Genomic DNA, 15,281 nt, shown 5'->3' on the forward strand with positions numbered 1-15,281 from the left:
GTGAGCGAGAGGCAGGTCAGCGGAAGCTATGTCGGCAAGGCCGTGCTTATCGCAGGCCCGACCGCCAGCGGCAAGTCGGCGCTGGCGCTCGAGCTGGCGCTCGCTGCGGGCGGGGTCGTGATCAATGCCGATTCCATGCAGGTCTACCGCGACCTCCGCATCATCACGGCGCGTCCCACCCATGGCGACGAGGCGCGCGCTCCGCATCGCCTTTACGGTCATGTCGATGCCGCCATGAATTTCTCGGCCGGTGCCTGGGTCAGTGATGCGGCGAAGGCGCTCGACGAGGCGAAGGCCGAGGGTCGCCTGCCGATCTTCATCGGCGGCACAGGGCTCTATTTCAAGGCGCTGACGGCGGGCCTGTCCGTTGTGCCGGCGATCCCCGCAGAGGTGCGCGAGGACGTGCGGGCGCGGCTGGAACGGAACGGCGTCGAGGCGCTGCACGCGGAACTCGCAGTCTCCGATCCGCGTGCGGCCGAGCGATTGAACCTGCGCGACCGCACCCGGATCGCGCGCGCGCTCGAAGTGGTCGAGGCGACCGGGCGTTCGCTGCTCGACTGGCACCATGAGGGCCAGCCGCCCTTGCTGCCCAAGGACAGTTTTCGCGCGGTGTTTCTCGCGCCCGAACGCGACGAGCTCTACGCGCGCATCGACGCCCGCTTCGATGCCATGTTGGGCGCCGGCGCGCTGCAGGAGGTCGAGCAACTCGCCGTCCGACACCTCGATCCGTTGTTGCCGGCCATGAAGGCCCATGGCGTGCCGGCCTTGATCCGGCATCTGCGTGGCGAGCTCAGCCTGGAGCAAGCCGGCACGATCGGCCGTGCCGATACCCGCCATTACGCCAAGCGGCAATTCACCTGGTTCCGGCACCAGCTGCCGGAATTCGAATGGTTGAAGCCGCAGGACGCACGGGGGTGGCTCGCGGCGATCGTGAGGGCGGCTCGGGACCCCGGCTGACACGGTTTTGTGCCGCGGTTCCCAAATTTACCTCTCGCCGAAGCCCGGGAACACCGCTACACTGGCAAAATCGCGCGGGAAGGGCCGCATTGCCTTGACATCAGGGCATTGGTCGCTATGTTTCGCGCAACCTTCGGGAAGCCGGACACCTGCCATGCGTAACATTATTACCAAACTCCTTATCGCCGTCGTACCCAGGCACACCGCCGGGGGTGGCTAGCTGCCATCCACATGACAGGCGGTGTGCATGGGTCCCTCTTCGGGGCCTTTTTTATTTCCCGAACCAGACACAAAGAAGCCGCTGACAACAGCGCATCCGGAGCAAGCCAATGAACGACAAGAGCCACGATCCGAACCAGATGACCGGCGCAGCGATGATCGTCCGCGCACTCATCGATCACGGCGTGACCGACATTTTCGGCTATCCCGGCGGCGCGGTGCTTCCGATCTATGACGAGATCTTCCAGCAGAGCGAGGTCCAGCACATCCTGGTCCGCCACGAGCAGGGTGCGGGCCATGCCGCCGAGGGCTATGCGCGCTCGACCGGCAAGCCGGGCGTAGCCCTGGTGACGTCGGGCCCCGGCGCCACCAACATGGTGACGCCGCTGACCGACGCGCTGATGGACTCGATCCCGCTGGTCTGCATCTCCGGCCAGGTGCCGACGCACCTGATCGGCAACGACGCGTTCCAGGAATGCGACACCGTCGGCATCACGCGCCCCTGCACCAAGCACAATTGGCTGGTGCGCGACGTCAACGATCTCGCCAAGGTGCTGCACGAGGCCTTCTACGTCGCGACCACGGGCCGTCCGGGCCCGGTGCTGGTCGACGTCCCCAAAGACGTGCAGTTCGCGACCGGCACCTATCATCCGCCGCGCAAATCCGACGTGCATCGCTCCTACGCACCGCGCGTGAAGGGCGATGCGACGCAGATCCGCAAAGCCGTCGCGCTGCTCGCCACTGCCAAGCGCCCCGTGATCTACAGCGGCGGCGGCGTCATCAATTCCGGCCCTGAGGCCACCAAGCTGCTCCGGGAACTGGTCGAGGTCACCGGTTTTCCGATCACCTCGACGCTGATGGGACTGGGTGCGTATCCAGCGTCGGGCAAGAACTGGCTCGGCATGCTCGGCATGCACGGCACCTACGAGGCCAACATGACGATGCATGATTGCGACGTCATGCTGTGCGTCGGCGCGCGCTTCGACGACCGCATCACCGGCCGCGTCGACGCGTTCTCGCCAGGCTCGAAGAAGATCCACATCGACATCGACCCGTCCTCGATCAACAAGAACATCCGCGTCGACGTGCCAATCATCGGCGATTGCGGCAACGTCCTCGGCGACATCCTCCAGGTGTTCAAGGCGGAGGCGAAGAGGCCCGACATCAAGGCGTGGTGGCAGCAGATCGCGCAATGGCGCGCCCGCAACTCGCTCTATTACAAGAAGAGCAACGACGTCATCCTGCCGCAGCATGCGATCCAGAGCCTGTTCGAGGCGACGCGCGGCAGGGATACCTACATCACGACCGAGGTCGGCCAGCACCAGATGTGGGCGGCGCAGTTCTACGGCTTCGAGGAGCCGCATCGCTGGATGACGTCGGGCGGTCTCGGCACCATGGGCTACGGCCTGCCGGCCGCGGTCGGCGTGCAGGTGGCCCATCCCGACAGCCTGGTCATCGACATCGCCGGCGATGCCTCGGTGCAGATGACGATGCAGGAGATGTCGACGGCGGTTCAGTACGAACTGCCGATCAAGATCTTCATCCTGAACAACCAGTACATGGGCATGGTGCGGCAGTGGCAGCAGCTGCTGCACGGCAACCGGCTGTCGCATTCCTATTCGGAGGCGATGCCGGACTTCGTCAAGCTCGCGGAAGCCTATGGCGGCGTCGGCTTCCAGGTGCACAAGCCCGGCGATCTCGACGGTGCCATCCAGGAGATGATCTCGGTCAAGCGCCCGGTGCTGTTCGACTGCCGCGTCGCGTCGCTGGAAAACTGCTTCCCGATGATTCCCTCCGGCAAGGCGCACAACGAGATGCTGCTGCCGGAGCAGGCCAACGACGAAGCCACGGCAAAGGCATTTGCCGGCGGCAAGGCGCTGGTGTGACGCGATGTTCGACCTGAAGGAGCTCGAGCGCGCGCACGAGATCGTGGGGCAGGCGGTGCCGGCGACGCCGGCGCACGCCTGGCCGCTGCTCAGCCAGCGGCTCGGCACGCAAGTTCTGGTCAAGCATGAAAATCACACGCCGATCGGCGCCTTCAAGGTGCGCGGCGGGCTCGTCTATCTCGACCGGCTGAAGCGCGAACGGCCGAACGTTCCGGGCATCATCTCGGCGACGCGCGGCAATCATGGCCAGAGCCTGGCCTTTGCCGCGAGCCGCCACGGCGTGCCGGCGGTGATCTACGTGCCCCGCGGCAACTCGGTCGAGAAGAACCGGGCGATGAAGGCGTTTGGCGCCGAACTGATCGAGCATGGCGACGACTTCCAAGCCGCGCGCGAGGAGGCGGGGCGCCACGCGCAATTCGCCGGGCTTCACATGGTGCCGTCGTTCCACCCAGACCTCGTTCTGGGGGTGGCGACCTACGCGCTCGAGCTGTTCGGGGCCGCGCCCGATCTCGACATTCTCTACGTACCGATCGGGCAGGGCTCCGGCATCTGCGGCTGCATCATGGCGCGCGATCTCCTGGGCCTGAAGACCGAGATCGTCGGCGTGCAGTCGACCGAGGCGCCGTCCTACGCGCTATCGTTTGCGGCAGGTCACGTCGTGACCACCGAGAGCAGCAACACGCTGGCCGACGGGATGGCGACGCGCATTCCCGACGGGGATGCGTTCGCGCTGATCCGCAAGGGCGCCTCGCGCATCGTAGAGGTCACCGACGACGAGGTCGCCGCCGCGATCCGCGCCTACTGGACCGACACGCACAATCTCGCCGAAGGCGCCGGCGCCGCCGCGCTCGCCGCGGCGCTTCAGGAAAAGACAAAACTGTCGGGCAAGCGCGTCGGTCTCGTGCTGTCCGGCGGCAATATCGATTTCGATCTGTTCCGCCGTTGGGTCGGAACGGACGCGCCAGCAATGGCGTGACGGGAGACAAGAGGGGACGACAATGAACCAGCCCGCATCCGCCTATTTCATCGAGGAGCGTCACGATCCCAACGAGACGCACACACTATCGGTGCTCGTGCAGAACGAGCCCGGCGTGCTCGCCCGCGTCATCGGCCTGTTCTCCGGGCGCGGCTATAACATCGAGAGTCTCACGGTCTCGGAGACCGAAAGCCAGAAGCATCTCTCGCGCATCACCATTGTCACCACGGGCACGCCGATGGTGATCGAGCAGATCAAGCACCAGCTCGACCGCATGATCCCGGTCTATCGCGTCGTCGACATGACGCTGACCAAGCGCTCGATCGAGCGCGAGCTTGCGATGGTGAAGGTGCGCGGACTGGGCGAGCATCGGGTCGAAGCGCTGCGACTGGCGGACGCCTTCCGCGCCAGGGTGATCGACGCCACCACCGAGAGCTTTGTGTTCGAGATCACAGGCAATACCGACAAGATCAATCAATATATCGACCTGATGCGTCCGCTCGGCCTTGTCGAGGTGTCGCGCACCGGCGTCGCCGCGATCGGCCGCGGGCCTGAAGGGATGTGAGACATGCTGGCGCGCGACTGGTACTACAACGAGCGGAACCGGATGGGGATCGGGCCTGCAGTGGCCTCGATCTACGACTCCCACGACGATGCCGATCTGCGGGCGCGCGCCGCGCTGAAGATGCTCGGCGTCCAGCGCGGCTGGCGCATCGCCGATATCGGTTGCGGCAACGGCGTGCTGGCGACCGAGGCTGCGCTGATGGGCGCCGAGGTCGACGCCATCGACATCTCGCCTGCGATGCTTGCGCTCGCCGAGATCTATGCGCGTGACCGCAAGGCGCCCGTGCGGACGCAGTCCGCTGGTCTGCTCAGCTTCGCCTACCGGCCGGAATCCTATGACCTGATCGTCAGCGAATTCACACTGCACCATCTGCCGGATTTCTGGAAGGCGGTGGCGATGTCGCGGATCTATCGCGCGCTCAAGCCCGGTGCGACCTTCTATTTGCGCGACATCGTCTACGCTTCGATGCCCGATGCCGTCGAGCGCGACGTCGAGCAATGGGCCGACTTCGAGATCAAGAACCACGATTTCTCGCGGGCGAGCGTGGTCACGCATATGCGCGACGAATATTCCACCTTCGGCTGGGTGATGGAGCGGATGCTGACCGACGTCGGCTTCACGCTGGTCTCGGCCGACTACCAGGCGCCGATGCACGGCACTTATCTTTTGCGTAAACCGAAAGCCGGCGAGCAAGGCTAAGACAACAGGGCTGCACGACAGGGCAGAACCGGAAACAACAATGAAGCCGGCCGACATCCTCATCGCCATCTTGGTGGCGGTCATCTGGGGGCTTGCGTTCGTCGCAAGCCGGATCGCTCTCGACGAGTTCTCGCCGGAACTGATGACGGCGATGCGCTTCACCATTGCAGCGGTGCCGTGCCTGTTCATTCCCAGGCCGAAGGTCGCCTGGCGGCTGCTGGTCGCGATCAGCTTCACGCTGTTCCTCGGGCAGTTCCTCTCGCAAGCTTACGGCATCGCCCATGGCGTGCCGGTCGGGCTGACCAGCGTTGTCGTGCAGAGCCAGGCCCTGTTCACGATTGGCTTTGCTGCCGCTGCATTCGGCGAGCGGCCGACGCCGGCGCAGACGCTGGGCATCGTCATTGCAGCAGTCGGCCTCCTGATGATCTGCGGTACCGTCGGTTATGATTTCAGCGTTGGCGCGTTTGCGGTTCTGATGATCGCGCCGGTCAGCTTTGCCGTGGGCAACGTCCTGCTGCGAGGCGCGCGCGGCGTGCCGATGTTCGACCTGTTCGCCTGGTTGTGCCTTGTCACCGCGGTGCCCCTGCTCTTGCTCGCGCTGGTCGTCAACGGGCCGGAGCCGACGTGGCGCTCGCTGATCCATATGTCGCTCACCGGCCTCATCTGCCTGCTGGTGATCGGGGCCATCTCGACCAGCATCGCCTACTGGCTCTGGGGCCGGCTGTTGCGTGACTATCCTGCCGCACAGGTGGTGCCGTTCGCGCTGCTCGTGCCGTTCGTCGGCTCGGCCGCCTCCAGCATCGTGTTCGGAGAAAGATTCGGACCCTTGCGCCTCGCCGGCATGCTGACCGTGATCGGCGGTATCGCGGTGATGGTGCTGGCGAAGCGACCCGCGGCGTTACCCAAAGAACCGCAACCGAAGACGGCGTGAGGTGAGCATGTCCCAATCGCTGTTCTATGCCTTCCTCGCCTTCATGGTGGTGATGTACTTCACGCCAGGACCGAACAACATCATGCTGCTGGCTTCTGGCCTGACCTACGGTTTCCGGCGTACCATCCCCCACATCGTTGGCATCGTCCTCGGCTTTGCCTTCATGGTTGCCGCGGTCGGCCTCGGGCTCGGCACGGTGTTCCTGGCCTATCCGATCCTCCAGACCATCCTGAAATATGCCGGTGCCGCCTACCTGATCTATCTTGCCGCCGCGATCGCCATGTCCGGCCCGGCCAAGCCGGGCGCGGAGAGTGCCCGCGGCCCGATGACCTTCTGGGGCGCGGCGATGTTCCAATGGATCAATGCCAAAGGCTGGGTGATCGTGATTGGCACCATTACCGCCTATGCGGCGATCGCCCGGTTTCCGATCAACATCGCGATCCAGACCCTGGTCAGCCTGCTCGTCGGCACCGTCTCGACGGTGCTCTGGGCCCTTTTCGGGACAGCGCTGCGTCCCGTTCTGACGTCAGAGCGGCTGGTCCGCGCCTTCAATATCCTGATGGCGATCCTGCTGCTGGCCTCCCTCTACCCCGTTTTCATGGATGCATGATGTCGCGGATTTCCATGCAGAAACGGGTTTCCTTAAGGGGCCAAAATGCTCTAGACAGCCCCGGAAATCCGCAAATTTCACCCTTCGGACACTGACCATCGGCCGATTCTGGCCCTGAACGAGGAAACGACCATGCGTGTTTATTACGATCGCGACGCTGACCTGAACCTGATCAAGGGCAAGAAGGTCGTCATCGTCGGCTACGGCAGCCAGGGCCACGCCCATGCGCTGAACCTCAAGGATTCCGGCGTCAAGGACGTCGCCATCGCGCTACGCAAGGGTTCGGCCTCGGCCAAGAAGGCGGAAGCCGCCGGCTTCAAGGTGATGGAAGTCGCCGAAGCTGCCAAATGGGCCGACCTCGTCATGATGCTGACCCCGGACGAACTCCAGGGCGACATCTACCGCGAGCACCTGCACGACAACATGAAGAAGGGCGCCGCCCTCGTCTTCGCGCACGGCCTCAACGTCCACTTCAATCTGCTCGACCCGCGCGCCGATCTCGACGTGCTGATGATCGCGCCCAAGGGCCCCGGCCACACCGTGCGCTCGGAGTACCAGCGCGGCGGCGGCGTTCCCTGCCTGATCGCGATCGCCAAGGACGTCTCGGGCAACGCCCATGACCTCGGCCTCTCCTACGCCTCCGCGGTCGGCGGCGGCCGGGCCGGCATCATCGAGACCACCTTCAAGGAAGAGTGCGAGACCGATCTGTTCGGCGAGCAGGTCGTGCTCTGCGGCGGCCTGGTCGAGCTGATCAAGGGCGGCTACGAGACCCTGGTCGAAGCCGGCTACGCCCCGGAGATGGCCTACTTCGAGTGCCTGCACGAAGTGAAGCTGATCGTCGACCTGATCTATGAAGGCGGCATCGCCAACATGAACTACTCGATCTCCAACACCGCCGAGTACGGCGAGTACGTTACCGGTCCGCGCATCGTCACCGACGAGACCAAGAAGGAGATGAAGCGCGTGCTCAACGACATCCAGTCCGGCAAGTTCGCCCGCGACTGGATGCTCGAGAACAAGGTCAACCAGACCTCGTTCAAGGCGACCCGCGCCAAGCTCGCCGAGCATCCGATCGAGGAAGTCGGCGCCAAGCTTCGCGACATGATGCCCTGGATCAAGAAGGGCGCGCTGGTCGACAAGAGCAAGAACTAAGTCGTCGTCGTCGCGACGCGAGAGCACAAGCTTCGCTCGCCAAACCAATTCTTAAACCTTCGCGACTATATCTGAGCGAGATCGCAAACCGCGGTCTCGCTCTTTTCATCTCGCGCGAAGCACTGCTGCTTCATTCAAATTCTTCGCGAGTAGAAGCGCCCTCTGAGCGCGAAGAAATGACGCTTAAATCACATTCTTGGTCTGGCGTCGTTTCTCGGTCCTTCTCGTAAGATTCCAAGCGCCAAAACACCAGCGTCTTCAGAGCCGAAGACTCGGCTCTTCATCTGCTCTCTCATCGCGCGATAATCTCGCCGCGTGCCGCTTGCGTGCGACTTCATCTTAAGAAGCGAGGTCAGCTGCGGCGTCTTGCGCGAGCATTATTGCGCGTCAGCAGTCTGCCGGGCGGGGCTCGCGGCCATCGCGATCAGCCGCAACGCCATCACCGCGAGGAGCGGAATGAGAAATGCGGCGTAGAGCGGCATCGCCGGCACGCGCTTGCCGAACGACACCATGAACTGGACCCAGAGATAGTATCCGCCTGCTAGGTGCAGCGCGCGCCAAGCGCGCGGCCCGAGCAGCGCGGCGGTGCGGTCGAACGAGGTCGCGCTCATGGCGATGATGACGGCATAGCCGATGCCGCCGAAGATGTAGGAGGCCGCCGAGGTGGTCTCGGCAAAGCCGGCCGGATCCATCTCGGCGAACGCGACGATCGCGCCTGCGTGGATGGCGTGGGAGGCGGCGAAGCTCAAGCCCAGATAGCGCCGGTTGCGTCGCTGCCAGCGCGTCCAGCTGTTGGGCCACAGCCGCGCCAGTGCCGCGGCACTGAAGGCGAGGCAGAACAGCAGCAGCGAGCTTCGTGCCGTGAAGCGGATCACCATCCGCACGCCCTCGACCTCGAACTGTCGCATCGAGGCGATCCACAGGCTCAGGACGATCAGGCTCAAGCAGAAAGCGGCGAGCAGCCGCCAGCCTTCAAACCAGCTTTGGCGTTGTGTCATGGTGGTCTCCTCCATTATGTAATCATCGATTACATTTGGGGAGGGGGTGACCGTCAATGGTGTAATCGCTGCTTACATTCACGTTCGGGTGATGCTAGAACGCGGCATGCCCGCTCGACCGCCGTCCAAGCCGCGTGCTCGCCGCACCAATCTCCCCGAACCCCGGCCCTATCACCATGGCGACCTCCGCCGCGCGCTGATCGATGCTGCGCTGCAACTGGCTGCGGAGGGTGCGGAAGTCTCGGTGCGCGAGGCCGCACGACGGGCCGCGGTGTCGCCGGGGGCGCCGTTCCGGCACTTTCCGAACCGCGATGCCTTGATGGCGGCGGCGGCCGAGGAGGCGCAGCGGCGCTTTCGAGCCGAGATCGAGGTGGCGCTGGATCAGGCACCGACCGCCGCTCCGCTCGGCCGCTTCCGCGCCTTCGGCCTTGCCTACCTGCGCTGGGCGATGCGCAATCCCGCGCATTTCGAGATCATCTCCACCGGGCGCTATTTCGCCCATGGCAGCTCGGCGGAGCTGACGCGCGACAATGCCGAGTTGATCGCTCTGACCGAGCAGATCCTGGCCGATGCGGCGAAGCAGGGCCTGTTGCGATCGGCCGACCTCAAGAGCATCCAGGTCGCCGGCCGCGCCATGGTCTACGGCTTTGCCCGGATGAACCTCGACGGCCACCTTCCGCGGTGGGGCGTGGAGGAGGGCGAGATCGACCAGATGGCGGAAGGGGTGATCGACCTGTTCATCGCCGGGATCGCCAGGCCGGCGCACGGCGCCTGATCCTGCCCGACCCTCATGGTGAGGAGGCGCGTAGCGCCGTCTCGAACCATGCAGGCCCAACTCGGGCCTCGCCCTTCGAGACGCCTGCGTCGCAGGCTCCTGAGGGTGAGGGATGGAGTTGGCCACGCGGCCGTTCGCCGTCCACTAACATTAAGCGAAGATCGGCCCGTGACGCGCGTTGCTTGTCCGTGACCGTTCAATTACAGTTTTATGACACGGTGCAGGCCTCCGGCTGCGCCGAACGCCGCAGGCCGGCCAGACGGCTGGGTATTCATCGCGCCGGACCAGAAGTTGCGTGTCGTCGATGGCGTCCGCGCCCAGTCCAGGTCCCTTTGGCACGACCGCCGTGCTGGCGAGCGTCGCCGCGCTCGGCATGTGGCGGCTGCTCGCGGTCGCGGCGCCCCATCTGGCGGCGCTCGCGCTGATGTACGAGACCGAGACCGATTTCGGCTCGCGCCTCTCCTTCGCGCTGGCCTGGGGCATCCTCAACTTCTTCTGGATCACGCTGCTGCGGCGGCCGGCGCTGTCGGGTGCGCTGTCGCTGACCATGGTCGTGGTGCTGGTGCTGCTGTCGCGGCTCAAGCACGACGTCGTGCAGATGACGGTCAACTTCATCGACCTGATGATGATCGACCGCGACACGGTGGCATTCCTGTTCACGATCTTCCCGAATTTGCGCTGGTCGGTGATCCTGGCCGGCCTCGTCACGCTGCCGCTGATGTATGCGCTGTGGTGGCTCGACCCGTTCCGCATCCGCCGCCTGCCGGCGCTCGCCTGCAAGCTCGCTTGTCTTGCCGCGCTGGTCGGCTATTCGCTCTATCGTCCGGACGAGGCCTGGCGCGGCTATTACGACGACGGCTATCTCTCGAAATTCTTCCGCTCCGGCGTCAGCGCGGTCTCCGACTTTGCGCAATACGGCTTCATGGAGTCGGCCGCTTCGACCAGCGAGCGGCTCAATATGCCGCTGGTCGATGCCTGCCATCCAGCGGGCCGGCGACCGAACATCATCATGGTCCATGATGAATCGAGCTTCGACATCCGCGCGGCCCAAGGCATCAAGGTGCCGCCGGGCTATGGCAGCCATTTCAAGTCCTGGGACGGCAAGGAGCGTACGTTCCTGGCCGAAAGCAATGGCGGGCCGAGCTGGTTCACCGAATACAACGTGCTCGCGGGCCTTTCCTCGCGCTCGTTCGGCCGCTTCGCATATTTCGTGACGCGCATCGCCTCAAACCGCGTCGAGCGCGGCCTGCCGCTGGCGCTGCGCCGCTGCGGCTACGATACCCTATCGCTCTATCCCGCCTATGGCGGCTTCATGGGCGCGCGCAGCTTTCAGATGACGACCGGCGTCGAACGCTTCCTCGACTCGAAGGATCTCGGCGCCAAGGATGTCGAGCCGGACTCTTTCTTCTATGACAAGGCGCTCCGGCTGATGGGCGAGCGGAGGCCGAACAAGCCGCTGTTCACCTTCATCTATCTCGGCGCCAATCATTTCCCCTGGGAGACGCGCTTCCGCCCCGATCTGCTGCCGAACTGGCGTGCGCCCGGCAATGTCCCGTCGATCGACGAATATCTGCGCCGGCAGGCGATGAGCGCCGAGCAGTACAGAGCGTTCGTCGCGGGCCTGAAGAAGAGTTTTCCCGGCGAGCCCTTCCTGATCGTGCGCTACGGCGACCACCAGCCTGAGTTTGCGCCGAATATTCTCGAGCCCGGGCTCGACGAGGGCGCTATCGGCAAGAAGCTCGACGCCTACGATCCGCGTCTCTACGCGACCTATTATGCGATCGACGCCGTCAATTTCGAGCCGGTCAAGAGCGAGGCCGTGATGGACACGATCGACGGCCCGTATCTGCCGCTGGTCATCCAGGAAGCCGCCGGTATTCCGCTTGATCCGTCCTTCGCCGAGCAGAAGCAGATCATGCTCCGTTGCAAGGGAATCTTTTACGGCTGCAAGGACGGGGCGGAAGCGCGGCGGCTGAACCGGCTGCTGATCGATGCGGGGATGATCCGGGGGCTGTAGCGCCCCTCGCGGCTCTTTCCGATCATCGACGCCGATGGCGCCCTATAGTGTGCTGGCAACTTCATTCGCGTGATCGCTTCGGAAAACTTGCAGGCCCGCATCGGCGGCCCGGTCTCCTTTCACACCCGAAGAGCGCAGGCGACATTACCAGTCGTTCATGATTGGTCGGACTAAAGTCTGAGCCGCAAGCACCCGCAATCACCGACTTGTAATTGGCGCGATGCGCCGCTTCCAAACGATTGTCACGATTGCTTCCATCATGAGGCGCGTCGCCACCTCGGTCTTCCGGCGGCACGTCCATCTGATCCAACTTTCTTGCAGGAGTTCTGTCCATGCGAGCGCTTCATGCTGCGCGGCTTGCAATTGCCCTGGCGTTGCTTGGTCCCGTCGTTCATGCGGCCGAGCCGCCACACGATATCAAGGGGCTCTACCTGATGACCGACTATCCGGCGATCACGGTGCGGCCCGGCACCACCGCCAACGTTTCGCTGCGCTTGCAGGATTACGGGCTGTCGCCGGAGCGCTATCAACTTTCGGTCGCGGGCGTGCCGAGCGGCTGGACGGCAACGCTGCTCGGCGGCGGCCAGCCGGTTGGAGCGGCGATGCCGGCACCCGATGGCAGCGTTGCATTGCAGCTCAGGCTCGACGTTCCCGCTGGCAATGATCTCAGCGCGCACACGCTCACGGTCAAGGCCGAAGGGCAGGGCACCAATGCGGAGCTGCCCATCGCGGTATCGCTCGCCAAGGAATTGCCCGCAAAACTCAGCGTGAAGTCGAGCCTGCCGTCGCTGCGCGGCAGCCCGAAGTCCAATTTCGACTATACGCTCTCGATCAAGAACGACTCAGGACGCAACCTCGTCGCAAGCTTCGGCGCCGAGGCACCGGCCAATTTCGAGACCTCGTTCACCGAGGCCTATGGCACGCAGGAGCTGTCCTCGATCCCGATCGACGCCGGCCAGTCCAAGGACATCAAGCTGAAGGTACGTCCGCCCAGCACGATCGATGCCGGTCACTTCCCGGTCAAGGTCACCGTGAAGGCGGAGGACGCCTCGGCGTCCACCGAGCTCGCGCTTGACGTGGTCGGCCAGCCGCAGCTCCAGATCTCCGGCCGCGACGGTCTGTTGAGCGCACGTGCGGTCGCGGGGCAGCAAAGCTCGATCCCGCTCGTCGTGACCAACACCGGTACGGCGCCGGCCGAGAACATTGCGCTGGCAGGGAGCGCACCGAGCGGATGGAAGGTAACATTCGAGCCGGCGACGATCGACCGCCTCGTGCCAGGCAAGGATAGCGAAGTGCAGGCGCTGCTTACCCCCAGCGACAAGTCGCTGGCCGGCGACTACCAGACCACGCTCCGCGCCACCTCGCGCGGCGAAAGCGCCTCCAGTCAGTTCCGCGTCACCGTCGGCACTTCGACGGTATGGGGCATGGCGGGCGCGGGCGTCATCGGCGTCGCGCTGCTGTTGATGCTGGGTGCAGTTGCGAGGTTTGGACGGCGATGAGCGATCAACAGAACGATGCCCGACGGACGGCCCGAGACCACGTCATCACCGCGCGCGGGCTGACAAGGCGCTACGACAAGACCGTGGTCGTCGACTCCATCGACTTTGACATTGCCCGCGGCGAGGTGTTCGGTCTGCTCGGCCCGAACGGCGCCGGCAAGACCACGACCATCCTGATGATGCTCGGCTTGACGGAGATCTCGTCCGGCGAGGTCAGCGTGCTCAGCTTCAACCCTGCGCGCGAGCCGTTGAAGGTCAAGCGGCGAGTCGGCTACCTGCCCGATTCCGTCGGCTTCTACGATCAGCTTACGGCCACGGAAAACCTCGCCTACACCGCCAAGCTGATGGGACTGCCGCGCGCCGAGCGCGTGCGGCGGATCGAGGCTGCGTTGGTGCGGGTAGGATTGGCGGACGTCGCGTCACGCCGCGTCGCGACATTCTCGCGCGGCATGCGCCAGCGGCTGGGCCTTGCCGAGATCATCGTCAAGCGCGCCGAGATAGCGATCCTCGACGAGCCGACTTCCGGACTTGATCCGCAGGCGACGCAGGAATTCCTCGGATTGATCGGGGAGTTGAAATCCGAGGGCATCACGGTGCTGTTGTCCTCCCACATGCTCGACCAGGTTCAGCGCATCTGCGATCGCGTCGCGCTGTTCCAGGCCGGCCGCATCGTGCTGATGGGCGCTGTGCCGGAACTGGCGGTCAAGGTGCTCGGCGCCGGCTTCGTCGTGGAAGTCGAGGCCGAGGGGCTTGGCATCGCCCGGCGGCTCGCGATGATCCCCGGCGTGACCCAGGTCGAGACGCTTGCCGCCGATCGCTTCCGCATGACCGCGGAGCGGGACGTGCGGCCGGACGCGGCGCGCGCCGTCGTCGCGGTCGATGGATCGCTGCGGCGCTTGTCGGTCGACGAGCCGAGCCTGGAGGCGATCTACGCGCGCTATTTCCAGGTCCAGCCCACCGGAGACGTTCGTCATGCGGCGTGAGGGTTCACCATTCCAGGGACTGTCCACGGTCTTCGTCAAGGAACTCGCGGACCACATCTCCAGCGTCCGAATGCTGATGCTGGAACTGCTGATCGTCTTTACGGCGCTCGCCGCGCTCTACGAAGCGATCAACAGCCTGCGGCAGAACACGGCCGAAGATCCGTTCCTGCTGCTGCGGCTGTTCACCATCGACCAGGCGCCGCTGCCGTCATTCGTCGCGATCCTCGGATTTCTCATCCCCCTGATGGCGATCGGATTGGGCTTCGATGCCGTCAACAGCGAACACAACCGGCGGACGCTGTCCCGTATCCTGGCGCAGCCGATCTACCGGGATGCGTTGCTGATGGGGAAATTTCTCGCAGCCCTCGCGACCATCGGCATCAGTCTCGCCGCATTGTGGCTTTTGGTGATCGGCCTTGGCCTGATTTTCCTCGGGGTGCCGCCCGGCGGCGAGGAGATCGCGCGCTCGCTCGTTTTTCTGGTGGTGGCGATCTTCTATGCCGGGGTCTGGCTGTCGCTTGCGATGCTGCTCTCGATCGTATTCCGCTCGCCCGCGACCGCCGCGCTGGTCTCGCTCGGCGTTTGGCTGTTCCTGTCCGTGCTGTGGCCGATGCTGGCCCCCGCGATCGCGCAGGCGGTCGCGCCGTCCGATCCGCGCTACGCGCTGCTCGGCCTGAACGACCCGGCAACCGCGATCTGGACCCAGGAACTGCTGCGGCTGTCGCCAAACGACCTGTTCGGGGAGGCCATGCTTGCCGTGCTGTCGCCGAGCACGCGCACGCTCGGCCCGGTCTTCCTCGATCAGCTCCACGGTGCCGTCATGGGCGCGCCGCTCCCGTTCGGCGAAAGCGTCATGATTGCCTGGCCGCAGACCGTAGGCCTCGTCGCGGGCACCATCGTGCTGTTCGCGTCCGGCTACGTGCTGTTCCAGCGGCAGGAGGTGAGGGCGTGAACTGATTGCGCTTTGCCCTCTCTTCCTCCAGAGATGGGCGAAGAGGGGGTAGCCGGAGTCCC

The 15,281-nt window shown here is 64.8% G+C and carries 14 protein-coding genes; 13 read left to right on the top strand and 1 reads right to left on the bottom strand.

Going from position 1 to position 15,281, the window contains the following annotated elements; genetic code table 11:
• From miaA to ilvC, 8 genes are all read left to right on the top strand, one after another.
• A complete protein-coding gene (miaA, locus tag JQ572_RS20375; RefSeq protein WP_211384597.1) occupies positions 1 to 957 on the top strand; it encodes a tRNA (adenosine(37)-N6)-dimethylallyltransferase MiaA in 957 nt (318 codons plus the stop codon).
• 329 nt (positions 958 to 1,286) lie between these two features.
• Complete coding sequence (locus tag JQ572_RS20380; RefSeq protein WP_211384598.1) at positions 1,287 to 3,062, top strand: acetolactate synthase 3 large subunit; 1,776 nt, start codon at positions 1,287 to 1,289, stop codon at positions 3,060 to 3,062.
• Positions 3,063 to 3,066: 4 nt separating this feature from the next.
• Positions 3,067 to 4,038: a threonine dehydratase gene (locus JQ572_RS20385; RefSeq protein ID WP_211384599.1), complete on the top strand. Its 972-nt coding sequence runs from the start codon at positions 3,067 to 3,069 to the stop codon at positions 4,036 to 4,038.
• 22 nt (positions 4,039 to 4,060) lie between these two features.
• Positions 4,061 to 4,603 (top strand): acetolactate synthase small subunit, encoded by a 543-nt coding sequence (ilvN, locus tag JQ572_RS20390; RefSeq protein ID WP_211384600.1) that lies wholly within the window; start codon positions 4,061 to 4,063, stop codon positions 4,601 to 4,603.
• Between the two features lie 3 nt (positions 4,604 to 4,606).
• Positions 4,607 to 5,302: a class I SAM-dependent methyltransferase gene (locus JQ572_RS20395; protein ID WP_211384601.1), complete on the top strand. Its 696-nt coding sequence runs from the start codon at positions 4,607 to 4,609 to the stop codon at positions 5,300 to 5,302.
• 40 nt (positions 5,303 to 5,342) lie between these two features.
• Positions 5,343 to 6,233: an EamA family transporter gene (locus JQ572_RS20400; RefSeq protein ID WP_211384602.1), complete on the top strand. Its 891-nt coding sequence runs from the start codon at positions 5,343 to 5,345 to the stop codon at positions 6,231 to 6,233.
• Between the two features lie 7 nt (positions 6,234 to 6,240).
• Positions 6,241 to 6,843: a LysE family translocator gene (locus JQ572_RS20405; protein ID WP_211384603.1), complete on the top strand. Its 603-nt coding sequence runs from the start codon at positions 6,241 to 6,243 to the stop codon at positions 6,841 to 6,843.
• A gap of 132 nt (positions 6,844 to 6,975) precedes the next feature.
• A complete protein-coding gene (gene ilvC, locus JQ572_RS20410) occupies positions 6,976 to 7,995 on the top strand; it encodes a ketol-acid reductoisomerase (protein WP_007600992.1) in 1,020 nt (339 codons plus the stop codon).
• Positions 7,996 to 8,372: 377 nt separating this feature from the next.
• Here ilvC and JQ572_RS20415 read toward each other — a convergent pair whose 3' ends face one another.
• The gene (locus JQ572_RS20415; protein WP_211384604.1) at positions 8,373 to 8,993 is read right to left on the bottom strand and encodes a hypothetical protein; all 621 of its coding nucleotides are present in this window, start codon (positions 8,991 to 8,993) and stop codon (positions 8,373 to 8,375) included.
• A gap of 106 nt (positions 8,994 to 9,099) precedes the next feature.
• Here JQ572_RS20415 and JQ572_RS20420 point away from each other — a divergent pair, with 106 nt between their 5' ends.
• From JQ572_RS20420 to JQ572_RS20440, 5 genes are all read left to right on the top strand, one after another.
• The gene (locus JQ572_RS20420) at positions 9,100 to 9,768 is read left to right on the top strand and encodes a TetR/AcrR family transcriptional regulator (RefSeq protein WP_249129135.1); all 669 of its coding nucleotides are present in this window, start codon (positions 9,100 to 9,102) and stop codon (positions 9,766 to 9,768) included.
• 304 nt (positions 9,769 to 10,072) lie between these two features.
• Positions 10,073 to 11,785 carry an LTA synthase family protein gene (locus JQ572_RS20425; RefSeq protein WP_211384606.1) on the top strand — a complete coding sequence of 571 codons (1,713 nt, stop codon included), beginning with the start codon at positions 10,073 to 10,075 and terminating at the stop codon, positions 11,783 to 11,785.
• A gap of 332 nt (positions 11,786 to 12,117) precedes the next feature.
• A complete protein-coding gene (locus JQ572_RS20430; protein ID WP_211384607.1) occupies positions 12,118 to 13,284 on the top strand; it encodes a COG1470 family protein in 1,167 nt (388 codons plus the stop codon).
• A complete protein-coding gene (locus tag JQ572_RS20435; RefSeq protein WP_211384608.1) occupies positions 13,281 to 14,267 on the top strand; it encodes an ABC transporter ATP-binding protein in 987 nt (328 codons plus the stop codon). The genes JQ572_RS20430 and JQ572_RS20435 overlap by 4 nt, the downstream gene beginning before the upstream one ends.
• Positions 14,257 to 15,219, top strand: coding sequence for an ABC transporter permease (locus JQ572_RS20440; protein ID WP_211384609.1), 963 nt, complete (start codon positions 14,257 to 14,259; stop codon positions 15,217 to 15,219). The genes JQ572_RS20435 and JQ572_RS20440 overlap by 11 nt, the downstream gene beginning before the upstream one ends.
• Positions 15,220 to 15,281: the final 62 nt, after the last annotated feature.

It is taken from the genome of Bradyrhizobium sp. SZCCT0153 (genome assembly GCF_018129995.1).
Lineage (GTDB): Bacteria > Pseudomonadota > Alphaproteobacteria > Rhizobiales > Xanthobacteraceae > Bradyrhizobium > Bradyrhizobium japonicum_G.